At 39.6% G+C, this 23,600-nt stretch carries 23 protein-coding genes and 1 pseudogene; 11 read left to right on the top strand and 13 right to left on the bottom strand.

Features of this window, described 5'->3' with window-relative positions:
- The first annotated feature begins 80 nt into the window (after nucleotides 1–80).
- From hemB to FZF08_RS31895, 6 genes and pseudogenes are all read left to right on the top strand, one after another.
- Nucleotides 81–1,061: a porphobilinogen synthase gene (gene hemB, locus FZF08_RS25680; protein WP_200837165.1), complete on the top strand. Its 981-nt coding sequence runs from the start codon at nucleotides 81–83 to the stop codon at nucleotides 1,059–1,061.
- A gap of 149 nt (nucleotides 1,062–1,210) precedes the next feature.
- Entirely contained in the window at nucleotides 1,211–1,603 is a 393-nt protein-coding gene (locus FZF08_RS25675; protein ID WP_159475580.1) for a GxxExxY protein, read from the top strand.
- A 160-nt stretch (nucleotides 1,604–1,763) separates the two neighbouring features.
- Nucleotides 1,764–3,350, top strand: coding sequence for a M28 family peptidase (locus FZF08_RS25670; RefSeq protein ID WP_159475577.1), 1,587 nt, complete (start codon nucleotides 1,764–1,766; stop codon nucleotides 3,348–3,350).
- A 67-nt stretch (nucleotides 3,351–3,417) separates the two neighbouring features.
- Nucleotides 3,418–3,738, top strand: a complete 321-nt coding sequence (locus FZF08_RS31900) for an AAA family ATPase (RefSeq protein ID WP_229216699.1) — start codon at nucleotides 3,418–3,420, stop codon at nucleotides 3,736–3,738.
- A pseudogene (locus tag FZF08_RS32225) lies at nucleotides 3,731–3,787 on the top strand (hypothetical protein); the annotation flags it as partial. The gene FZF08_RS31900 and the pseudogene FZF08_RS32225, both read left to right, overlap by 8 nt.
- Entirely contained in the window at nucleotides 3,788–3,964 is a 177-nt protein-coding gene (locus tag FZF08_RS31895) for a hypothetical protein (RefSeq protein WP_304487034.1), read from the top strand.
- A 63-nt stretch (nucleotides 3,965–4,027) separates the two neighbouring features.
- Here the strand turns inward: FZF08_RS31895 and FZF08_RS25660 are convergent, their stop codons facing one another.
- The 5 genes from FZF08_RS25660 to FZF08_RS25640 form a co-directional block, all read right to left on the bottom strand.
- Nucleotides 4,028–6,211, bottom strand: a complete 2,184-nt coding sequence (locus tag FZF08_RS25660) for a S9 family peptidase (RefSeq protein ID WP_159475574.1) — start codon at nucleotides 6,209–6,211, stop codon at nucleotides 4,028–4,030.
- Between the two features lie 156 nt (nucleotides 6,212–6,367).
- Nucleotides 6,368–6,556 (bottom strand): Arc family DNA-binding protein, encoded by a 189-nt coding sequence (locus FZF08_RS25655; RefSeq protein WP_159475571.1) that lies wholly within the window; start codon nucleotides 6,554–6,556, stop codon nucleotides 6,368–6,370.
- A 1-nt stretch (nucleotide 6,557) separates the two neighbouring features.
- Nucleotides 6,558–7,421 carry an SPFH domain-containing protein gene (locus tag FZF08_RS25650; protein ID WP_159475568.1) on the bottom strand — a complete coding sequence of 288 codons (864 nt, stop codon included), beginning with the start codon at nucleotides 7,419–7,421 and terminating at the stop codon, nucleotides 6,558–6,560.
- A 131-nt stretch (nucleotides 7,422–7,552) separates the two neighbouring features.
- Nucleotides 7,553–8,980, bottom strand: coding sequence for a TonB family protein (locus tag FZF08_RS25645; protein ID WP_159475565.1), 1,428 nt, complete (start codon nucleotides 8,978–8,980; stop codon nucleotides 7,553–7,555).
- A 59-nt stretch (nucleotides 8,981–9,039) separates the two neighbouring features.
- Nucleotides 9,040–10,491 (bottom strand): energy transducer TonB, encoded by a 1,452-nt coding sequence (locus FZF08_RS25640; protein WP_159475562.1) that lies wholly within the window; start codon nucleotides 10,489–10,491, stop codon nucleotides 9,040–9,042.
- 178 nt (nucleotides 10,492–10,669) lie between these two features.
- On the opposite strand from FZF08_RS25640, the gene FZF08_RS25635 reads away from it, so the two are divergent.
- Together FZF08_RS25635 and FZF08_RS25630 are read left to right on the top strand one after the other, a co-directional pair.
- The gene (locus FZF08_RS25635) at nucleotides 10,670–11,542 is read left to right on the top strand and encodes a UDP-2,3-diacylglucosamine diphosphatase (RefSeq protein ID WP_159475559.1); all 873 of its coding nucleotides are present in this window, start codon (nucleotides 10,670–10,672) and stop codon (nucleotides 11,540–11,542) included.
- 8 nt (nucleotides 11,543–11,550) lie between these two features.
- The gene (locus FZF08_RS25630; RefSeq protein ID WP_159475556.1) at nucleotides 11,551–12,669 is read left to right on the top strand and encodes a glycosyltransferase family protein; all 1,119 of its coding nucleotides are present in this window, start codon (nucleotides 11,551–11,553) and stop codon (nucleotides 12,667–12,669) included.
- Between the two features lie 6 nt (nucleotides 12,670–12,675).
- On the opposite strand, the gene FZF08_RS25625 is transcribed toward FZF08_RS25630, so the two are convergent.
- The 7 genes from FZF08_RS25625 to FZF08_RS25595 all read right to left on the bottom strand — a co-directional run bounded on the left by FZF08_RS25625 (nucleotide 12,676) and on the right by FZF08_RS25595 (nucleotide 21,126).
- A complete protein-coding gene (locus FZF08_RS25625; RefSeq protein WP_159475553.1) occupies nucleotides 12,676–13,902 on the bottom strand; it encodes an LVIVD repeat-containing protein in 1,227 nt (408 codons plus the stop codon).
- Between the two features lie 66 nt (nucleotides 13,903–13,968).
- A complete protein-coding gene (locus FZF08_RS25620; RefSeq protein WP_159475550.1) occupies nucleotides 13,969–15,210 on the bottom strand; it encodes an LVIVD repeat-containing protein in 1,242 nt (413 codons plus the stop codon).
- Nucleotides 15,211–15,386: 176 nt separating this feature from the next.
- A complete protein-coding gene (locus FZF08_RS25615) occupies nucleotides 15,387–15,977 on the bottom strand; it encodes a hypothetical protein (protein WP_229216698.1) in 591 nt (196 codons plus the stop codon).
- Between the two features lie 72 nt (nucleotides 15,978–16,049).
- Nucleotides 16,050–17,348, bottom strand: coding sequence for an LVIVD repeat-containing protein (locus FZF08_RS25610; protein ID WP_159475547.1), 1,299 nt, complete (start codon nucleotides 17,346–17,348; stop codon nucleotides 16,050–16,052).
- 338 nt (nucleotides 17,349–17,686) lie between these two features.
- A complete protein-coding gene (locus FZF08_RS25605) occupies nucleotides 17,687–18,925 on the bottom strand; it encodes a serpin family protein (protein WP_229216697.1) in 1,239 nt (412 codons plus the stop codon).
- Nucleotides 18,926–19,037: 112 nt separating this feature from the next.
- Complete coding sequence (locus tag FZF08_RS25600; RefSeq protein ID WP_229216696.1) at nucleotides 19,038–20,588, bottom strand: hypothetical protein; 1,551 nt, start codon at nucleotides 20,586–20,588, stop codon at nucleotides 19,038–19,040.
- Nucleotides 20,563–21,126, bottom strand: a complete 564-nt coding sequence (locus FZF08_RS25595) for an RNA polymerase sigma factor (protein WP_159475544.1) — start codon at nucleotides 21,124–21,126, stop codon at nucleotides 20,563–20,565. Before FZF08_RS25595 ends, FZF08_RS25600 begins: the two co-directional genes overlap by 26 nt.
- Before the next feature lie 346 nt (nucleotides 21,127–21,472).
- Here FZF08_RS25595 and FZF08_RS25590 point away from each other — a divergent pair, with 346 nt between their 5' ends.
- The 3 genes from FZF08_RS25590 (at nucleotide 21,473) to FZF08_RS25580 (ending at nucleotide 22,853) form a co-directional block, all read left to right on the top strand.
- Entirely contained in the window at nucleotides 21,473–21,769 is a 297-nt protein-coding gene (locus FZF08_RS25590) for a muconolactone Delta-isomerase family protein (protein ID WP_159475541.1), read from the top strand.
- 88 nt (nucleotides 21,770–21,857) lie between these two features.
- Nucleotides 21,858–22,343: a ribonuclease domain-containing protein gene (locus FZF08_RS25585; protein ID WP_159475538.1), complete on the top strand. Its 486-nt coding sequence runs from the start codon at nucleotides 21,858–21,860 to the stop codon at nucleotides 22,341–22,343.
- 69 nt (nucleotides 22,344–22,412) lie between these two features.
- Entirely contained in the window at nucleotides 22,413–22,853 is a 441-nt protein-coding gene (locus tag FZF08_RS25580; protein ID WP_159475535.1) for a barstar family protein, read from the top strand.
- On the opposite strand, the gene pnuC is transcribed toward FZF08_RS25580, so the two are convergent.
- Complete coding sequence (gene pnuC, locus FZF08_RS25575; RefSeq protein WP_159475532.1) at nucleotides 22,850–23,470, bottom strand: nicotinamide riboside transporter PnuC; 621 nt, start codon at nucleotides 23,468–23,470, stop codon at nucleotides 22,850–22,852. The two genes, FZF08_RS25580 and pnuC, sit on opposite strands and share 4 nt — an antisense overlap.
- Between the last annotated feature and the right edge of the window lie 130 nt (nucleotides 23,471–23,600).

Below are 23,600 nucleotides of genomic sequence, written 5' to 3'. Positions count from 1 at the left end.
TCTCCATGGTTCTTTGTCTAAGAAATTCATTTATTCATTAAGCTGACAGCCGACAGCCGATTGCTGATCGCCCTAATAAAATGATCTATTTAACCCGTCGTCCAAGACGTAATCGTAAATCCGCGGCCATCCGGGATTTAGTACAGGAAACCACACTTTCGGTCTCCGATTTTATTTTCCCAATGTTCATTCAGGAAGGCACCAACCAGAAAGTTGAGATCAAATCAATGCCTGGAATTTATCGTTTTTCACTGGATACGATTCTTGAAGAATTGAAAGAAGTAACGGATCTTGGAATTCGTGCGATTGATCTTTTTCCAAATTATCATGAAGATAGAAAAGACAAATATGCTTCTGAAAGTTATAAGGAGGATACTTTTTATCTGAAAGCCATTACGGCAATCAAAGAGAAATTCCCTGATTTAGTAATTATGACAGATATTGCCATGGATCCATACAGTTCAGACGGGCATGACGGATTGGTTGAAAATGGTGAAATTGTCAACGATGCAACGATCGAAATTTTGGCCAAAATGGGTATAGCCCAGGCAAAAGCCGGTGCTGATATTTTAGGGCCGAGTGATATGATGGACGGCCGTATTGGTTATCTGCGCGATACCATTGACCGGGAAGGATTTACGAATGTCAGTATTATGTCCTATTCCGCAAAATACGCGAGTGCGTTTTACGGCCCATTCCGCGATGCACTGGAATCTGCTCCCAAATTTGGCGACAAGAAAACATATCAGATGAATCCGGCGAACAGCCGTGAAGCATTATTGGAAGCCCAACTGGATTTCGCAGAAGGAGCTGATATGCTGATGGTAAAACCTGCGTTGTCTTATCTTGATATTATTACCAAACTGGATCAGAATTTCGATATTCCAATTGCTGCTTATAACGTTTCCGGAGAATACGCGATGCTTAAAGCAGCCGCTCAAAATGGCTGGTTGGACGGCGACCGTGCGATGATGGAAGTATTGATGAGCATCCGTCGCGCTGGTGCGAAGTGTATCTTGACTTATTTCGCTAAGGAGGCTGCAGTGATATTAGGATCTTGATTTTAGGATTTTTTGATTTTCCTGATTAAAATCTGCCATTTCTGGGCATTAAAATCTCAACTCAATTACTTATAAGTAAATATTGCGTCTAATTATAGCCTTGCTAATGTAGTGGTTTAAGGTGATTTATAAGATCTAATATTTGTTTAATGGACCTGGATCAACTAACTTATAAAATTATTGGTGCCTCCATGAAGGTACATAATACATTAGGAAATGGTTTTCAAGAGGTAATTTATCAACGTTGCTTGGCCATTGAATTGAGACGTTTGGAAATAGAATTTGTTAGAGAGCAGGACCAAACAATATTTTACGAAGGTATTCACGTTGGCACTCGCAGGGCAGATTTTGTAGTCCAAAATCAGGTAATTATTGAATTAAAAGCAGTGATAAATTTAGAAGATGCCCATCTTGCCCAAGCCAAAAATTATCTCATTGCTTACAACTTTGATATAGGTTTGCTGATTAACTTTGGATCGACGAGTTTGCAGTATAAAAAAATATTTAACTCAATAAAAAACCCGGTCAAAAAGCAGAATTAATACGACAATAATATTAAGAGGCTTTCTTAAAACGAGTAAGCCTCTTTTTTTGGGCCTATTAATCCCAAAATCATAATTATCTTGTTGCCTGATTAAACATAAATTACCTCTTCACATCGGACTAAAACTTAACATTTCAAAATTAAATAGAAATACTCAAATGGACATTCACAACTCAACAGAACTCCTTCCTATCAATCCTGTTAATCTTAAAATCCTTAAATCAAGATACTTATTTTTCCTGCCAGCATTATTGCTGCTAAGTATTCAGGCTTTCTCCCAAAAGAAAACGCCACTTCCCCCCGAATTCTCTATCAAAAAATCTGAAACAGAGGCGCATATGCGGTTTTTAGCTGCGGACGAGCTATTAGGACGAAGGACGGGTGAGCAGGGAAATCTGGTTGCCGCAAGATATATTGCTGAACAATTCAGAAAACTGGGCGTTTTACCGGTTCCTGGAAATACAACTTCTGGTACGTCTACCTACTACCAAAATGTCCCTTTTGAAAAAATGGGTTCGAACGGAAGTGGAGAAATTGTTGCCGGTGACGAACATTTGAAAAGTGGGGAAGACTGGATCTTGATGAATGGTGAAGCAACGGATATTACAGCCCCTCTGGTTTATGCAGGTTTTGGTTTGGAAAACGCAGCAAAAGGCTGGGATGATTATAAGGGTCTGGATGTAAAAGGCAAAATAGTTTTATTACAAAGCGGAACGCCGGATGTACAAACGCCTTCCGAAATCATTGCTTCTTCAACCGAGAAAAGAAAGCTGGCTGCTGAAAAAGGTGCCGTGGCTATTATCGAATTATTCAACGCACCGATGCCATGGAATATGGTAAATCGCTATTTTGCAGGTGAAAGAATTGCTCTGGCAGATGCAAAAGATGGCTCTAGAAAATCGATTCCTCACGCCTGGGTGAATGGGAAAGAAGCCAAAATAACACGTGCTTTACGTGCGGTTCAATCGGTAACTTTTAAAACATCGGGTAGAAAAAGCCAATTGGTGAACAGCTACAACGTAGCCGGTTTTATCCAGGGAACTGACCCCACGCTGAAAAGTGAATATATTCTTCTTTCCGCCCATTATGACCATGTGGGTGTCGGAAAGCAGGGTGGGCAGGCTTTCACGCCCGAAGATAGTATTTTCAACGGAGCGCGGGATAATGCTTTTGGTACCGTAGCACTTTTAACAGCCGCGGAAGCTTTGTCAAAAAATCCTCCTAAACGTTCTGTTTTGATCGTGGCCTTAACTGCGGAAGAAGTTGGGTTGCTGGGAAGTCGCTATTATGCTGCTCACCCTTTGCTGCCAATGAATAAATGTATTTTGAACCTTAATTCCGACGGTGCGGGGTATAATGACACGACTATTGTTTCTGTGATTGGCCTGGATCGTACGGGCGTGAAAACAGAAATTGAAACAGCCAGCAAAGCTTTTGGATTAGGTGTTTTTGCTGATCCTTCGCCGGAACAAGGATTATTCGACCGTTCTGATAATGTAAGTTTCGCAAAAGAAGGAATTCCTGCACCGACATTTACACCGGGTTTCAAAGAATTTAACGGCGACATTATGAAGAATTATCACCAGGTTTCAGACAATCCTGAGACGGTTGATTTTAATTATTTGTTGAAATTCTGTCAGGCTTTCACGTACACAGCCCGGTTAATCGCCGATCGCAAAATCGCTCCTCAGTGGATTGCAGGCGATAAATATGAAGCGGCTGCGAAAAAACTTTATGGGAAATAAGTTAAAATTTACAATTTGCTCAATGTATTGAGTAAATTTACTCAATACATTGAGCAAATTGTAAATCATGTACGAACGATCTCATTTAAAAGTACTTACAGACCGAATAAATGAACCACGAAGGTTTATTCAGGTGCTTATGGGGCCTCGCCAGGTTGGTAAAACGACCGTAGTTACCCAATTGCTCCAAAAGTTAAACATAAATACCCATTTCGTTTCTGCCGATTATGTCCTTATTTCCGATTCATTTTGGCTTGAACAGCAGTGGGAAATTGCCCGATTAAAAATAAAAACTTCTTTCCGCAAAGAATTTCTTTTAGTTATTGATGAAATTCAAAAAGTCACCAACTGGAGTGAAAAGGTAAAATTATTATGGGTCTATTTCTGAAAATTATAAAGTATACTATTGGCGTGATCGGGATCAAGAGATTGATTTTGTGCTTGAATATAAAAATCAGATTGTTGGGATTGAAGTCAAAAGCGGAGCAAAACAATCGTCATCCGGAATGGCAGCTTTTCAAAAGCAATTTCAACCGAAGAAAATTTATTTGGTTGGAGATACTGGATTACCTTGGCAGGATTTCTTAAAGATCAATCCGATTGACTTATTTTAACAAACAAAGCCCGACAATGGATGCCGGGCTTTGTTTATATATCTGGTAATAATAATTGACTAATCACCTCGCACCCGGAGGGCAATTCTTCTTCAAATAATCAGTGAACAGCGTTCTCAAATGCAGCGACGTCCCTTCGCCTTCAAAAATCCCGTGAGAGCGGTTTGGATAGGGCATGAACTGGAACACTTTGTTGTATTTGATCAACTCATTTACCAGCATTTCTGCATTTTGGTAATGCACATTATCATCACCCGTTCCGTGGATATAAAGCAAATTTCCTTCCAGGTTTTTTGCATTCGTTATTGGTGATCCTTTCACAAAATCTTCAAGATTTTCCTGCGGAATGCCCATGTAACGTTCCTGATAAATATTATCGTAAGTCAACTGGTTTCCAACTGCCGCAACTGCAATTCCGGTTTTGAAAATCTTCGGGTACTTAAATAAAAGATTCAATGTTGAAGAACCTCCACCGCTCCATCCATGGACAGCTACACGGCTGGTATCTATGAAAGCATATTGTTTGAACATGGAAGTCGCCGCTCCCGCAATATCATTAATATTAATCGTACCAATATTCCGGTATATCGATTTTCTCCACGCACTTCCTTTTGGAGAAGGTGTTCCCCGGTTATCCACAGAGGCGTAGATATATCCGTCTTTGGCCATACTGCCCGTGTAAAGACGATTTCTACCCGTTCCATAACTATCATGAACAGTACTTGAAGCAGGCTCACCATAGACCATAAATACGATCGGATATTTCTTGGCAGGATCGAAATTATCCGGCTTCACCATCCAGCCATCCACTTCAACATTTTCTGCCGTTTTTATTTTGAAAAACTCAATGTTAATCCCCGCCGGGCGAATCCGCATCATTTTCTCGCTGATCGAATTATTTGGATCCACTGCTTTATGATCCGGTAACGTGATCCACTCCATCATAGGAGGCAGGTGCGCATTGGAAAAACTATGCGTTGCATATTTTGCCAAAGGAGAAATTTCATAACTGTGCGTTCCTGCCTGATCTGCCGGTGAAAGTCGCTGCGGTTCGCCTTTTCCATCCAGAGAAGCGCGATACAGATATTCCTGCGTCGCGTTGTCCGGTGATGCTGTGAAATAGTATGCGTTATTTTTTTCGTCGATCAAAACGGGCGTGATCACATCATATTTTCCGGTAGTGATCAATGTTTCTTTTTTCCCATCACGACTTACGCGATAAGCATGTCTCCAGCCATCTTTTTCACTAACCCAGACAAATTCTTTTCCGCCACCAATCCAGTCCCAGCCTTCGTTTCCATCTGCCCAACGACTTTTGATATCGATCCATGCTTTGTCTGTTTCCGTGAAAAATGGTTTTGAAACGCCATCTTTTGTGTTGATATAAAACAAAGTGCTGACATTTTGTTTACGGTTCAATTGCTGGATAACCAGCTCATTAGCGCTTCCGGCCCATTCCATACGCGGAACGTAGGTGTTTTGAGGATCCCCCGGAATGTTCATCCATTTTGTTTTGGCTGTAACTACATCTACCACACCAATTTTGTAAGGTGACGGCGTTTGTCCAACCTTTGGATATTCAACCGGAATCGTGTAGGAATAAATCGAATCCGTGGTATTGATCATCAGGAAATTGCGGATTTTACGGGCGTCAAGCTGCCAGTAAGCAATTGTTTTGCTATCCGGACTCCAGCGGAATCCGTCGCGACAATCAAATTCTTCTTCGTAAACCCAGTCAAATGTTCCATTAATAACACGATCCGTTCCGTCCAGCGTAATTTGTTTGATCGTACCCGTTGCCAGATCTTCCGAATAGATATTGTGTTTGCTGACATAGGCTACTTTTTTCCCGTCAGGAGAAAATTTCGCGAACATCAGTGAAGATTCCGGACGGCCTTTTCCCAGTTGTTTCAGATTGTTTGTCGCCAGATCCAAAACCCAGTAATCGCCTCTTGTATCTTTTCGCCAAACTCTTTTTGAATTGGTATAGATCAAAACCTTCGTTCCGGCTTCGTTGAAAGTATAACTGCGAACTTCTAAATTTTTGTCCGAGCCTTTGGGGGTAAGTTGTTGTTTTGAAACTAAGGTTCTGGGCTGATTGCCCGGTAATTTAATCTCGAAAATTTCACCTTCTGCCTCATCTCTGTAACCACTGCCATCAGACAACCACTGAAAATTAGCCGGGATTTGCGCAAACAAAGGGGAGGAGATAATAACAAAGACGAGTGCTTTGATCAAATGCTTCATTTGTAATGGGTATGAAATAAATATTATACGAATAATTGCTAATGCAATTTTAACACTTTGATTTACAAAATCCGATGGGCTGGTCATAATACAATAACAATAAGCAAGTTTTGGTAAAGTGGGCTTACCCAAACTTCCTTATTTAACTACTGATTATCAATTAATTCCTTCCTCAGGATCTAATTTTACATCTTTTCCACGTGAACGCTTTTGTTTTTTTAAAGCATCACTAAGCAAATATTCGATTTGTCCGTTCAGACTTCTAAAATCCTGCTGTGCCCACGCTTCAAGCTCTTTCAGCATTTCAGGATTAATCCGCAAAACGAACGCTTTTTTTTCTGCCATATCAAGGATACAAAGTTCCGGCGTTCAATACTGGGGTGACTGATTTTTCACCACATAAAACGACTAATAAATTACAAACCATCGCCGCTTTTCGCTCTTCATCCAGGTTTACAATTCCTTTTTCCGAAAGCATTGCCAGGGCCATATCCACCATACCAACAGCACCATTCACAATTTGACGGCGCGCAGCTACCACCGCAGAAGCCTGCTGACGCTGCAACATCGCTCCGGCAATTTCCGGTGCATAAGCCAGGTGACTGATTCGAGCTTCGAGAACGTCCACTCCAGCCCTACTCAACCTTTCAGTAAGCTCAGCTTCAAGCATTTCGTTGATTTTTCCGCTTCCGTCACGCAAAGTAAATTCAGGAACTTCCACTTCTTCCGCTTCCATGGTATCGTAAGCATAAACGCCTGCCAAATGACGTACTGCTGCTTCGGACTGAATTTCTACATATTTTGTGTAATCATCCACTTCAAATGACGCTTTCGCCGTATCGCCTACGCGCCAAACGACAACAGCCGCGATTTCAATCGGATTACCAAGTTTGTCGTTCACCTTTAACTTTTGACCGTTCAGGTTTCTTGCGCGCAGACTGATTTTTTTTCTGCCAAAGAATGGATTAACCCAACGCAAACCACTTTGTTTCATCGTTCCAATGTAATCTCCAAAAAATGTGGTAACCACAGCTTCATTCGGGTTAATAACAGTCAATCCAATCAGGATGAAAAATCCGATAATAGCAATGAGAATACCAAAATTCGGACGTCCCTCAACGATCGGATATATGATACCTCCAAATAACATGATCAAGCCAATTCCAAATAGCAAAAAGCCTGACATCGAGCGTAATTCTTTTTCATTCATAGCTTAATTGTGATAGTAAAATGATATCACAATGTTATCAATTTCAGAATATATTTTAATATAAAATGGTACAAAAAAATCCCAAAGCATTTGGATGGCTTTGGGATTGGATGAATGGTAATAATTATTGCTTAATTAGTAGCGAAGTTAATGGGAAGTGTATATCTTATCTTCACTTTGTCTCCGCGCATGGTACCTGCTTCCCACATTCCACTCGATTTTTTTACAACTCTTAACGCTTCTTCATCTAAACTTTTTTCTACACTTTTTTCAATTTTATAATCTGTTAAAGTGCCGTCTTCCAATATTACAAATGATACTACAACCCTACCAGTAATTTTGTGCAGGGAAGCCTGATATGGATACTGAATATTTGTTCCTAAGAATTGAAATAGTTTTGAAGGTCCACCTTTAAATTGAGCGGGTTGGTCATCTAATAAGCTATACTCAGTTTTATCCTGTTTAATACCTTTGACTAATTTTCCATTCTCATAGAATTCATCATAGACCAAAGTACTATCACCCCACTTACTCGTCCATCGGCCAGACTTACTGCCATTTAACACTTTTCCTTCTTCAAAAATATTTTTATTGTTAAAGGGGTTGCCATTGATTTTACCCCAACCATTTCCATCTGTGACAATCTGCGTTCCATCGCGCTCCCAGACATTTTTGACAATAATCCCTTTTCCGTTGCCTGATTCAACAATGCTGTGAATCTGTCCATTATCAAACCAATCGGTAATTTTCAACAAACTATCTATATTGGTCTGTTCAACTTTTAACATCCCGTTCAAAAAATAAAATTTTCCGGAAGATGGCGGTCTCCCGGATCCGGGATACGTACTATGCGCGAGAAGTTTTCCGTCTGGCTGAATAATCATTTCCTCGTAAGAACTTTCATAATTATTCATTTTTGCAGAAATCCGGAATGCTTTTACCGAATCAACAGTGGCAGACCCCGATACAGTAGCCCACATCTCTTTTTTCTCAAAGGGGATTTTTACGACCGTCTTCCACTTACCAAGCCGAAGCTCTTCATATAGAATATCATCTCGGACAAAACCGCGCACATCAACCGGGATCACATTTCTAAATTTAAATTTTTTGGGATCTCTCGTCAATAAATTATCCTTGTCGAGATATTCTATAATCGCATTCGAAGTACTATCATATTCCGGCATTGGATTTGTCCTGAATAAAACCGGAAAAACAGTTGCTTGCCTTACGGATTTATCTTTAATCAGTGCAGGTTTCCACGCTTTGTATAAACTTAAAAGGCGAATGGCCTCCGCGTCAGTTTCTTTGTTCACTGATCTTAAAACTTCAAGTCCCGACATACTTCCATCCGGCTCGATTACGCCCTTTACAAAAACTTTCGCGTTCATTCCCATCGCAGCCAATCTGATAGGAATCTGAATGTTTGAATTAATAAACTGATTTATAAACATAACTCCACCAGATGGTTCGGCCGGTTTTTCAACTTCGTTGACCTGATAGATTTGCTGGCTTAAAGCCGGGAAACTCAAAAGAGTTAATGCTAAAAAGAATGATTTCATAGCTAATTCGATAGGTGTGTAAATAGTATAAACTTTGAAAAAGTATACTTGCAAAAGCGCTATTTCAGCGCAAAATTAACAGGCAAATTATACTTTACCCGAACCTTTTGACCACGGATTTCACCTGGCTTCCACCTGCCACTCATTCTTTTTACAACCCTTAATGCCTCATGATCAATATCATCACGAACTCCTTTTATTAGCTTATAGTCGCATAAACTTCCATCTTCACATACAACAAAAGAAATAAAGACCTTTCCCGAAATTCCCATTTTGGCAGCGTCAGAGGGATAGGTAATGTTGTTTGAAAGAAATTGGTAAAACTCCTGTATACCTCCCTTAAACTGAGGTTGTACAGCGCTTTCTTTATAGACAACCTTTTCTCCATTCACAAACGAAGCCCCTTCTTTTAATTTTCCCAGATCATAAACCTCGTTGTAATAAACCGTGCTGTCAGCAAGTTTGCCGATCCATTTTCCATTTTTCAACCCGTCGATTACTTCTCCTTCTTCAATCAATACCTTTTGGCTTCCTTCATATACAGCAGTCACATTTTTCCACCAGCCGTTTCCGTTTTTTACCATTTGTCTTCCGTCGTAGGTCCAGGCGCTCAGGATTTTTCCTTCTTTCTGCTGCTCAACATTTCTTTTTGGATTTTCACCTATACTTTTCAGTTGTCCGTTGTTAAAATAAGCCACATGAATACTGCCGCTGTCCGAAAAAGTTTCCATCTCTTTGAGCATACCACTCAGATAGTATGATTTTCTGAGTGCCATTTTACCAATCGAAAAATATTCAATGTGAGACAGAAGTTTGCCATTCGACTGAAATGTGAGAAAGGGAATATAACTCGTTTCATAATTATTTTCGGCCGACAGCTGATAGGCCTTCACCGAATCCACCCCGATTTCGCCGTGTACCTGGTACCATAATTCTTTTCTAACAAAAGGAATGGTCGATACCTTTTTCCATTTCCCGCCCTCCAATTCTTGATAAATTATATCACCTTTTACTATCCCACGCTCATTAAGTGGCATAATACTCCGGTAATGATATTGACCAGGATCGTTTACCACACTAAATTTATTATTGTAATAATGGATAAAACTCCAACTTGTGCTATCAAAATTTTCCAGCGGGACAGAATCAAAAGCCAAATGATAAACCGCCGTTTGCCTTACTTTTTCATTTTTTAAAACTGCCGGTTTCCAGGCTTTATAAAGGCTCATCACGCGTATTGCCTCTTGGTTACAAAGGGAATCAATACCTTTTATTATTTCCAATCCCGACATCGTTCCATCCGGCTCCACAACACCTTTGACAAAAACTTTTCCTTTAGCACCTTTGATCGAAGATTGAAAAGGTATCTGAAGATTGGAAGCGATAAATTGATTGAGCAGGCCAGCACCACCGGAAGGAGTGGCAGGTATTTCTACATCGCTCGACTGGTAGACTGTCTGGCTAACGGATTGATAACCAATTAGAACAAAAATTAATAGTAATATTTTCATCGGTCAGGTGAGTTTGCTGTATCCAAATATAGAGAATCCTTTATTTACCATTATTATACTTAGAATTAATATTATTCATGTTCTATGAGATTTTTGTAGAACTAGTTTGTCTTCAAACTTAATCTACTGATAACCTGCCAGTAATATCCAGGTAACATGAAATGAGAATATTTGTAACATGGGAGAAACAACTCATTTTAGAACGATTATTATTTCTGACTTACACCTCGGAGCAGGTGGTTCCAAGGCAGAAGAAGTTACCAATTTTTTGAAAAGCTACTCTTGTAAAAAGCTTATTCTGAATGGTGATATTATTGATGCCTGGCAGTTGAAAAAATATGGCGTCTGGAAACGGAAACATACCATGTTTTTCAAACGGGTTTTGAAAATGATTGAAGAAAACAAAACCAGAGTGATTTACATCCGTGGGAATCATGACGATTTTCTTGATCAGATCATTCCGCTGCGTTTGGGAAAACATTTCCAGATCAGAAAAGATTATATCCTTAACTCTTCTGAAAAACGCTTTTATGTTACACATGGAGACGTTTTCGATTCGATCACAACCAACTTGAAATGGCTGGCTTATCTGGGCGATATCGGTTATACGTTTTTGCTTTGGATAAATAAATTTTATAATAAATACCGTGCTTGGAGAGGATTGCCTTACTATTCTCTTTCTCAAAAAATAAAACAGTCAGTGAAAATGGCCGTGAATTATATGTCGGATTTTGAAGAAAAACTGACAGAACTGGCCCGTTCCCGTGATTGCGACGGTGTAATTTGCGGACATATCCACCATCCTGCTATCCGCGATATCAATGGAATTACGTACATGAATTCCGGCGACTGGGTGGAAACATTAAGTGCGCTGGTTGAAGATTTTGAAGGAAACTGGAATCTGATTTATTACAATCAGGCACATTATGATGAAAAACCTGCCGAAGAAAAAGCTGTTAAAACTACACGGATCGATACTTTCCCAACCGTAGATAAACAGGTGGCTTTCACAGGAATTGTTTTGGGTGACGATAAAAGAAGGATGATTTAATACGGCTTATGAAGATTTTGTTTTTGGTTCAGGGTGAAGGAAGGGGGCACCTGACGCAGGCCATATCCATGAGCCAGATCCTTCGCGGAGCTGGTCATGACATTGTTGGCGCAATGGTTGGCAGTGCGGTAGGTAGGCTCATTCCTTCCTTTTTTGAAGAACAAATTCATTCATCTGTATATTATTTCAATGCACCCAGTATAGTCTACAACGGTGGCGGAATGAATGTAAAAAGGACTTTGCTGAGTCTTGTAACACATCTTCCGCAATACATAAAAAGTTTACGCTATATACACAGAACGGTCCGCGAAATTCAGCCGGATCTGATCATCAGTTTTTACGAAACGTACAGCGGCCTCTACAATGTGATATACGGTACCAAAATACCGATGATTTGTGTCGCCCATCAATATTTAATTCTTCATCCTGATTTTACTTCTCCCAAAAACAGCGGCATCAGCCGCATACTGATCAACCTTAATTCCAAAGCTGCTTCCTGGAAAGCAAGTCAAAGGCTCGCTTTGTCGTTCCGGGAAATGGAATCACTGCCTGATAAAAAACTGATTGTGGTACCACCACTTTTGAGACAAGAAGTCCGCGATCTGTATCCTTTGAAAGAAGATTTTTTCCTGGTGTACATGACCCATCATAGTTTGAGCGAGCAAATTATAGCATGGCACCTGAAACATCCGGAGATACGTCTGCAATGCTTTTGGGACAAGGCAGACGTTCCGGATGAACATAAAATTGACGAAACCCTTACATTTCACAGAATCAACAGCCAGAAATATCTTTTCATGCTGGCAAGCTGCCGTGCTTTGGTAACCACAGCCGGATTCGAGTCCGTTTGTGAAGCTATGTACCTGTCAAAACCCGTGATGATGGTACCCGTTCCCAATCATTATGAACAGGAATGTAATGCACTGGATGGCGTTATTTCCGGAGCGGGTGTTACTTCAAAAACGTTTAATCTTTCCGTATTGCTGGATTATCTTCCGCATCATATCGATCAGTCCGAAAAATTCAGAAACTGGTATCACAGAGGAGAAGCCATGTTTATCAAAAATGTTGAAGTTTTTGACAAAACTCTGCCCGCACCAAAGCTGGCACTTGCTGATAAGAAATAATGCGTGTTAGCCTTTCTTGAAAGTTATTTTGCTAAGTCGGCGAAGGTTTTTCGGATCCGTTGCGTCGAGCTGATAAAGCCCGTCGGCCGCGGTAATGATTACCGTTTTTCCTGACACAAAGACATTATTTGCCTGGATATCTTTTTCATGGGAAAGTAAATGCTGATCGATGGCGGCGGTATCGCTTACGTCGAAAACTTTAAAGCCGTTTATTCCTTCGCAGATGTACAAAATTGGAAAATCTATACTTAATGCACGGGGGCTATCCATGGGACATTTTTTCATAAATCTTGGATGTGCGGCATCACTGATATCAAAAAGTTTTAACCGGTTCTGATTTCCGCCACAAATTGTTCCAGTCCGTTCTGAGACATAAGCAATATCATTTTGGACAACAACTTTATCGCACATTGACATGCTATCCAAAATCGAAATCATTCGAGTGGTTAATGGATTTGTATTATCAAAAATCCACATATAATAATTGTAATCAAGAATTAGCTTATTTTGAAAGGAAGTAAAGGAGAAATTAACCGAGCCAATGCTCGCCGAATTTATTGCTTTCAATTTTGGTGTTTTGTCCAGATCAAATATGTCCAGGACTTCTCTATTAATTGTGTAAAGATATTTATCCTGAACGGCAAACCTTGGAGCAGTTTTGGCATGTTCCAGAGCACTGATCGGAGCAGGATCCTCTATGGCTATCAAATCTTCCGGCTCATCACAATTGACTATTTCTGTAACGTATTTCTCAATCTTCTCACCAAAATATAAGCCTCCATCCTGCACGCTCCACCATTTTCCATTAAACCATCCGGATTTAAACACCTGTTGTGCTCGTTCAACTTCCTTTATGTCATTCAAGTTTGTAATATCGAACGAAATCAAATCGGAATAGCTATCCGCATAAAGCCTGTTTTGATAAATGGCTAAATCCCCATTACCCGGAATTTGTAAAAAAGAAAGAAAAACCGGATTTGTTGGATCGCTATTTTCAATGATGTGAACTCCTTTTTTTATTTCGCTAACAAATAAAATAGTACCCTTAACCAAAATTTTTCCCGGATCCTCCATTTCCCTGGCAGGCAAAAACCTCACACTATCCCGAATCTCGGAAAATGGATGGATTACCGGGGTGTTAACAAGGGTTGTTCGGGTACTGGTGCAATCTCCCTTTTCTTTGCAAGACCAGAATCCGCTGATTAGCAGAATAAAAAGTAGTTTATTTTTCACGACGTTGAGTTTATTATTTAAATGGGAGGAGTTGTATTACTCTATTTCAACCGCAAGAAATAATTTTCAGACAGCTTTCTTGAGTGCAATTTTACTCAGCTGTTTCAGATTTTTTGGATCGGTACCATCAAATTGATAAATCCCGTCCTCCGCATTTACGATCACAATTTTTCCGGAAAGAATAACATCATTTGCCTTTAAATCATTAGTGTAAGTGAGCAAATGCTGATCAACCGTCATTTTATCACTGACATCAAAAACTTTAAAGCCATTTGTTCCCTCGCAGATATATATAGTTGGGTAATCCAGGGCAAGGCCGCTGGTACTGATCATGGGATACGATTTAATCAGCTTCGGTAAACTTGAATCACTGATATCTATTAGGTCAAGTTTTTTTGCTTCATTACCACAATAGCTTCCGATTGTGGTAATAAGGTATGCGATGTTATTTTGAATAACAGTTTTATCGCACGAAGTCCCTTGTGGAAAAGCTGATATTTTCTTGGGGAAATCTGGTGTCGAATTGTCATAAACAATGAAGCCATCAAACGATGAAATAAATAATTTGTCCTGATGCGTGAAAATTGAAAGCGGCAGAGGAGATACCTTGATCGTATTTAACGGGTCCGGTTTTGTAAAATTCATTAAATTAAATATCTCAACCGTTGTAAAATCCGTAGCTGAATAAAGAAACTTGTCCTGAATAGCAAAACGGCCCAACGTTTTCAGCCCTCGACGGGTTACAATGCTCGTTTCTAATGGAATTGACTCTGGCTCGGGATCATTCTCGCAATCCACATCAACTGTTTCTGTAACATATTCTTTTGTTGTTTCAGAAAGGTTAAATCCTCCGGACTCCACAGACCAGGAAGTATTATTAAACCAGCCTGCTTCAAACAAATCATTGACACGCCCAGTTACTTTAATATTGGTTAGATCCGAGATGTCAAAGGAAACCACATCGGAATAACTATCTGCATACAAGGTGTTACTCTGAATTGCAAAATCTCCATTTCCCGGAATTTGAATGAAAGAAATTTTGACAGGATTTGACGGATCATGGTTATCAATTATATGGATTCCATTTCTGATGTCATTAATGAACAAGTAATTGTCCTTGGTATACATTTTACCGGGATCCTGGATTTCCTGAGAGGCCAGGATTTTTACGCCGTTTCTTATTTCAGCTGCCGGATGAATTATCGGGGTATATTTAATTACTACCCTTGTTTCCTTACACTTATCCCGGCAGGACCATAAACCACTGGCTAATAGCACAATGGAAAAGGCAAATAATTGTCTCTTCATAACGTTGAGTTTTTTTGAAGAAAGGAGGTGATATTTTTTCTCTCTAAAATTATAGTCAATATAATAAAAAAGAAATGTAACTGCAATAAACAAAATCGTCCGAAAAGAGTGCTCCGAACGAATTTGAAAACTAAAAAAATGTTAAATATTGAAATCCGTTCTGACCGCAATAAATCCTAAAAACTTATCCCAATCCGGGCAGCAATCCTGTTATATACTCTATCTTCTGTGCGCTCAGTCTGATTATAAAGTAAGGGCTTATCAGCAAATGCTTCCTGCCGTTTGTAGGATACCGAAAATGTAAAAGAGGAGCTGTTAATTTTTCCCATCCGCAAGCCAACGCCGGGATTTATCATCCAGCCGCCTTTTGTTTTATAACCATCCGAATCCTGATTCAGCCAGTTGAATCCGTAACCTACGTCACCTGTAAGAAACAATCGTGCTTTTGGCCCTTTTGTAATATCATAACGGATTCCGGCTGCAATTGGATTTAATAACGCAGTTTTATACCAATCAAAACCCAGCGTAACACCCACATCCAGTCGCTGGTTCAGATGAATTCCGTTGAAAGTCTGGATACTCAAACTCGCTTTGCTATCCACCGTTTTCTGATTACCACCATAACCTTGATAAGTGTCATATTTTACTCTGCCAAACAAACCTCCAAATTCCGTATGGTTTACAAACTTCCTTTTGAAAGTTTCGTCCTGCGCCAGTGCAGGAGAAATAGCCAGAACGGCCATGAAGAATGAAAAAAGTATTTTCATTTTATATTTTTTAAATTGTTGAGAGAGAAACCGGTATCTATAAGTTATTCAAACTAAACTAGTCCCGACAACTTATTGAACTGCTTTTTTAACTGCGATTTTACTAAGCTGTTTTAGATTTTTTGGATCGCTTGCATCAAACTGGTAAAACCCATCATCGCCTATCAACATTAAATTTTTGCCCATAGAAATCACATCGTACGCATGCATATCGGTATTGAAAGAAAGCAGATGTTGATCCACTGTTAATTTATCACTGACATCAAAAACTTTAAACCCGTTTTTCCCCTCGCAAAGGAATAAATTCGGGAAGTTTATGCTCAATCCATATGGATTTTCCATCGTGTAGCTCCTGATCAGTTTCGGAGCACTTGCATCACTTACATCCACAAGATCCAATTGATTTTGGTTTCCGCCACAAGAATTGCCCGTACGCAGTGTGACATAAGCAATATTGTCGTGCACAACAACCGGATCGCAGGCGCGCGCATGTTCGTACATCGAAAGCTGTTTTGGTGCAGCGGGATTACTATTATCCAAAATGAACATTCCCGTTGAAGAACCCAGAAAAAGCTTGTTTTGGTAAGGAAAAATAGTTTCAATATTCCAGCCCACATTTACGGTGGTATAATCTACCGGTTTTGCAGGATCATTGATATTAAATAAATGCATACTATTTTGACTCACGGTATACAAAAAGTTGTCATATAGTGCAAAACGCGACATAGAGCCAGCCTGCCCATTTGAATTTCCAGAAGACACAGACGGTGCATAACTTGAAAGCATGCTGGTTGTCGTAAACCAGGAATCATAATATATTGGCGAGGCAATATTATCTTCACAATTGGTTGTTACAGTTTCTGTTACGTAATCAATTGTATAATCCTGAATCGTCAGATTGTCAACTCCGTTAGTCTGATTTAGAAACCAGGCAGCACCGTCAAACTGTCCATTACGAAATACATTTTGAACTCGGCTTACTTCTTTTGCATTTGCAGGATCAGTGATATCTATCGCTACAAGATCCGTGTAACTATCGGCATATAGAATATTATTACGAACAGAAATGTCTCCATTACCAGGAATGCTTATAAATGCCAAAAATTTAGGATTTGACGGGTCGCTGTTATCCACGACATGAATTCCTGTTTTTATCTCATTGATAAATAAATAGTTATCTTTTGTATAAATTTTTCCTGGTCTGACAAGATCATGCGGAGATTCAGTTTTTACATTACTACGGATTTCGGCGAGAGAAATTGAAATGGGTGTATAGCGCCGAGTAATTCTTGTTTCTTTACATTGATCATTACAAGACCATAAAGTGCTGGCCAGCAATACAAATAAGAGCGGAAGTAATTGTTTTTTCATGACGCAGGGATTTTGTTAGAGAAGATTCTGTGAAACTTTTTCTTACTAAAATCATAGACACAGGAAGAAAAGGAAAGGTTGTAACCATACCAAACAAAATCGTCCGCAAGCAAAGCCAGCGGACGATAACGCACCCCGAAAACGTTAGTCGACAACTAACGTTTATTTTCTTTTAGCTTTTGGCTGTTAGCGATTCGGCGTTAGTGTTGATAATAAACCAACCTTTGCCCAAATCCAATTCCTAACAGTTCAATAGCCCATTTAATATCAGTAATCACTAGGCATTGGCTTATTAATCAACCCACTTTCACCAAAAGCTAATCCCTGACAGCTAATAGCTACTTACTGTCCGGATTCATGATTCTTCCCATGAACAATATTGTATTTGATGTTTTTTCGCTGATGATGATTCCGAATGGACGGTCGCAGATGATTTGTAGCGGTTGAGTAGGACCAGCCGAAGTAGCAACTATGCCAATTGATGTGACCGCTGCTGCCTCTGTTCCCTTTTCATCTATGCCCAGATAGGTATCTTGTTTTACGAAACTGACCATCGTAGGTACTGTCCTATTAATCTTTCCTAATTCCGCAGCTGTATTGAAGATTGCGGAAATACCCATTTTGTTCAAGGTTTCATTCAGCTTTTTTGAATATTCCAACGTAAATCTTGGCAATCCCAAATTGACACCGGTTTTTGCAGTATCAGATTTAATCTTGGTCCATTCCGCAGTTGTGAATGAGCTCAGGATTTCATTGATTGAATGCTGGGTGTTCGGGAGCAAAATGGTCATTTCAAATTGTCCGTTACCATACGGTAATTTAACCGCTGTATATTTTTCGGAGCCTGATAAAGCAAAATCTGATTTTGAATACATCATTTTTACATTTTTATCAACTCCGGATTGAAGATGAAATGTCCTATCCTTTGTATTTCCTGAATCGAATTTTGTCACCCAGTCTCCTTTAAAATACAGGGCGTTCAACAGAAACATAACATCATCCGGATTGATCTGATCAAGCACCTTTTTGATTTTCCCATTCGTTTTGTCGCTCGCCCACTGATTGATTTTATCCAAGGCCGTTTTATTAAATTCCAGCCCGGTAACTTCTGCATTGAATGTTTGATTCAGTACATTTTTAAAATCAGTTTCAACCTGGAAAGTATTTCTGTACCAGACAGAATTGGCAAGTCCCAGCGTTACTTTGGAATCTGCGACAGGCATGTCGTTCAAAAGTGTCTGATATGCTTCATTGAGATCCGTAAGCGATACGCCTTCCATTTTCAAAGTTTTCAGAATTTCGGCCGCAGTCTCATTTTCTGCTCCGTTCAGCAGCATCCCCATTGCCATGTGCAGGCTCAGCGGGGATACGAATAAGTTATCATCTGCTTTTTCCTGTTGTTGAAGATTTTTGAAGAAATCGAAAGCAAAATCATTGGTCCCGGCCGAAATCCTCGCAGGAATCTGCACCGGATGCACTTCGCCCGGTGCAGTATCGATTTCGTCGTTACTGCACCCTAAAAGAATTCCTGCCATCAGGGCAGGAATCAACATCTTGATTTTTAATATTTTATTCATGGCTAATAAATAAAATGTGTATAGGGTTTCAATTTTATTTAACCTACGTAACAGGTTATATTATGAAGAGTCAATTCTCCGCTGATTGGTTGGAATGAGATGAATCTTTTTTTTAAAAAGAATATCTTACACCCCAGGCAACACCATATAATGACGGATGTGATTCCAGTGATTCGCTGTTTTTAAATCCTGAAAGCAGTGATTTTTGATACGATCCTGAAAGTGTTGCTTTTAATTTTGCTGATAATTTATAATTGAAACGCAGACCGGTTGTTGCCGAATAATTCAAATTACGATACACATCATCCTTCGCTTTCGTTGTGATCACAGATCCCGAAGCGGCCTCAAATTCATTGTTGACAAAGAAATTCGTAATCACTCCACCCACAACTGAATAGCTTAATTTCTTGTCAGGATTTAATGTAAAACCAGCCTGAACAGGAACCTGAACGAAGCGGTAATTATTAATAACTTCTTTATTTAAAGCAATATAAAGCGTATTAGACGAGTAATTAGAACCTAGCGCTGGGCTGTTAGGAGCAGCATTAGATCCCAAAGCTGTTTTATCCGCTAACGCACTTTGCAATACATTCTCGGACTGGCTGTTAACAGCATTCAATAAATATCCTCCACCTTCATAGGTAGAATTTCCCTGCAAATAATTCAAACCCGTTTCCACCGACCAGTGTTTGGAAATACGCTTCGCGCCTTGCGTCTGAACTGCATAAGATGATCCGGATTTACTGCTCCCTGATAATGACTGTCGTGATGCATTCGCGGAAGCATAGGCCGAAGGCGCATTTGTTACATTTATATTTGGATTAAAACTGGCAGGCATCACATTTACATCAGCCCAATATTCCTGTTTCTTTTTCTCTTTTTTAGGAAGCTTGGTTTCAGCCATCGCATCTGGCTTATAGAAAACATAGCGTTTTTGCATGTAAACATCCAGATCTTTATATCCGATCGGCATCAACGCTTCTGCTAAAATCTGACTTGCAGCATCAAGTTTTGCTATTTCAACCGCTTTTTCGGAATTATTTGTCAACTCCTGAGCCTCTTTTGCCTCAGGAGTTTCCTTTATTTTCTTAAAATCACTGGCCAACAAAGATTTTTCTTCGCTGTTAAAACCCGATACGGCAGCGACATTATTTTCCACGGGTGGTACAACATCAGTATTTCTACTTTCTCCAAATCCTGATTTTTGCTGCACTAATTTTTCCCCGGTGTTTCTGAAAACAGCCGCATTTTCCGATAAGCCTTTACTTCTTCCAACTTCTGCAATAGTGCTTCCCGGGCTTAAAACCCGCTCTTTTTCGATTTGTGTTTCAGTTGGAATAACACTTTTATCTTCTTCTAAAACTTCCTTTTGAGTATCAGGACTGGTTTTATTGGCTGCTACTTGTTTCTCTGCGTTACTATTATTCACGTTGTTAGAGCCATCCCATAAACTAATACCAACAAGCAGCAATGCTGCCACCGAGGCAGCCGCATACCAATATCCTGGTGTTTTCCACCAAAGTGGAACCACTTTATCCCTCTCTTCCTCGTCAAGACGAGCCTCTATGCCTTCCCAGGCAGATAGAGGAGGCGTTTCAGAAGCTTCCTGAAATGCCTTTTTCCATTGCTCATCAAAGCTATTTTTTTTGGACGGATCCATCATCAAATCTTGTTTCTTTGTTCAATTTTTCCTGGAGAAGCGTACGAGCCCGCGAATACTGCGATTTCGAGGTTCCTTCAGATATACCTAATTTCTGGGCTATTTCATTATGCTGGTATCCTTCAATGGCGTACAGATTAAAAATCGTCTGACAGCCGATAGGCAATTCCTTGATAAATTCCAGCAGCTGCTGCCATTGAAAATCTGCCAAGGTAATATCCTTACCGGCCAGGCCATTTTCATGCGTATCAATATCGTCGAGCTGTTTTAAATATTTATGTTGTCTCAAATGGTTTAACGCCGTATTGACTGCGATGGAACGCAGCCAGTATTCAAGCGGACTATCATTTCGAAACGTACTTATATTTTCATAAATCTTTATAAAAGCATCTTGCAAAACATCTTGCGCGTCATCTCGGTTTTTGGTATATCGAAGGCATATAGCAAACAATTTGCCGCCAAAAACATCATATAGCTGTTTCTGGGCGACACGGTTGCGCTGTTGACAGCCAATCACCAATTCCTGTTCGTTAAAAGTCATCCGAAGTTTAAGGGGGTGCTACTTTCGGTTTGATTTATTATTTTTTTGCCTTACTACTAAGGACTAGGTCTCGTTTTAAACTTGCTTCGTTATTCTTTCTGATTAAATAAATTACCAGCTCTTCAATACGTTGACACCGATATTTAAAAAATGGTTGGAACAGAGGTTTAAATAATTAAAACTTTTTTTAACTTACCTAAGTTCAACGAGACGCTCCGGAAAATCGTTGGTGTGTTAATATGAGTTAAAGAGTATGTGATCAAATATATCGGAGGAACTATTACATTGCGCATATCCTTTTATAATAGTAAAATTTAGATTTTCACGTACCTAACCTCTTTCGCTCATGAGTCAATATATGGTTGAAATCCAACTTCCGGCTGTTATGACGGAAGAATACACTGAGAAAATACCGGCGCAGAGAAAAAAAATCAACGAATTAATGGAGCAGGGACGACTTATGTCTTACGCATTATCCGAAGATCGTTTGAAACTCTGGTGCGTGGTAAGAGCGGAAACTGAGTTTGAAGTAATGTCATTGGTTTCAGAATTTCCACTGATTGATTATATGGACCCAACCATTTGTAAACTGATGTTTAACAATGTCGTTGCGCTTAGGCTGCCCATGTTTTCATTGAATTAAAAATCGAATGATTTAAAATTATAAGAACCTCATTGTCTGCACGATGAGGTTCTTTATGTAAAAAAGTATCAATAATTTTTAGCAATACATGATTTCCAAAACCCGTTACACACCGATTTCTTCCTGGCTCAGACAAAGTTTTTTTATTCTTGCAACGTTAGTAGCTGTTGCCTGTTCTGGTAATGGAAATAATACTTCTCAGGAAAATACGCAAAGCCAGGAACAAACGGAATCCAAAGCAAAAAAGCCACTAAAACTGACTAGAAAATCTGATAAATCGCTTTTAAGCAAAAATCAGAAAGGGGAGATTCCCCAGAAAGTTTTAAACATTCTGGCTTATGTCCGTGAAAATGGCCGTGCACCGGAAGGTTATCAGGGAGGCAGAAAATTTGGAAACTTTGAAAAACTTTTGCCACTAAAAGATGATGCGGGGAGTATCATGAAATACCAGGAATGGGACGTTAATCCTAAGAAAAAAGGAAAAAACCGCGGTGCGGAACGTTTGATCACCAGCGAAAATAAACGCGCGTGGTATACGCGGGATCATTATGATTCTTTTACAGAAATCGAATAACTTTCCCGGGCAGCTTTTTATCTTTGTACAACTTTTACTTTTTTATCTGATTCTGTCAGTATTAACACCATGAAAAACACACATTTTCTTCTTGCAAAAAAAGACACAGATCTTCGCAAATCATTTCTGGGTGCTTTTATTGCCAAAATTGATGGTCAGAAAGCGACTTCAATAAAAGATTTCCATGAGCAAATTGGCGAAGCATTAAACTTCCCAGATTACTCCGGAAAAAACCTGGATGCGCTTGATGAAATGCTGAACGATCTGGAATGGATCACAGAAGAAAAAGTAATTTTATACATCACAAATTCCAACGACTGGCTTTCAAAAGAAAAATCAGACGATAAAATTCTCGCGCTTATTGACATTTTTGACGCAACAGCGGAAGATTGGAAATGGATGGACGAAGAGGAAGATGTTGCAAAAAAAGAGCTCCGGATTATTTTTGAAGATTCACCAAGGATCAGGGCCATTCTGGAAGAACAGGAAATTCCTTTTGGTGATTGTTAAAAATTGGCGCTTGTCAATTTCTTCATATCCCGTTTCCATTGAATATATCCTAACACAGCTAATGCCAGAAAAACAGCATATAAAATGGCTGTAAGGTATAGATCTTTGTAAAAATACATTACCGTGTAGCAGGCATCTGCGACGATCCAGACGATCCAGTTTTCAAGATATTTTCGTACCATCATCCATTGTGCGATCAAACTGGCAATGGTTAGCGCAGAATCAACATAGGTAAAACTTGCATTGGTGAAACGGCCCAGGAGAAACCCCCAGAGTAAGGTTCCGGCAAAAAAGATAATGGCAAAAATTCCATAAAGTTTTGATGGTGTATTACTTACTGAAATTCCATCATGACTTTTTCCGCCATATAACCACATCCACCAGCCATAAATACTGGTAAAGAAATAGTAACCCTGCAAACTCATATCGGCATATAACTTAACCTGCCAGAAAACGATCACGTAAAGTACGGCGTTGATAATTCCGAAAAACCAGCCCAAAACATTTTGCCGGGTATTTAGATAAACACAAATTGCGCCCGTCACAAAACCGAGTATTTCAAGAACCGTTGTGGCTATGCCCGCGAAAGTTATGGATTGATTGAGCCAGTCGATCATGTATTTGAAAAAGTTACCTTGAATTTGTATCCAAAGAAACCAAAAATTAAGCAGATGGATATTTTTTCTATCCGCGAATGTATTTAAAATGAAAATTCCGGATGCCATATGTCACTTCCTTTGCATTTAG

It is taken from the genome of Dyadobacter sp. 3J3 (assembly GCF_009801115.1).
Lineage (GTDB): Bacteria > Bacteroidota > Bacteroidia > Cytophagales > Spirosomataceae > Dyadobacter.
Note: the sequence above shows the minus strand (reverse complement) of the source record. Positions and strands in the feature narration are given on the sequence as shown.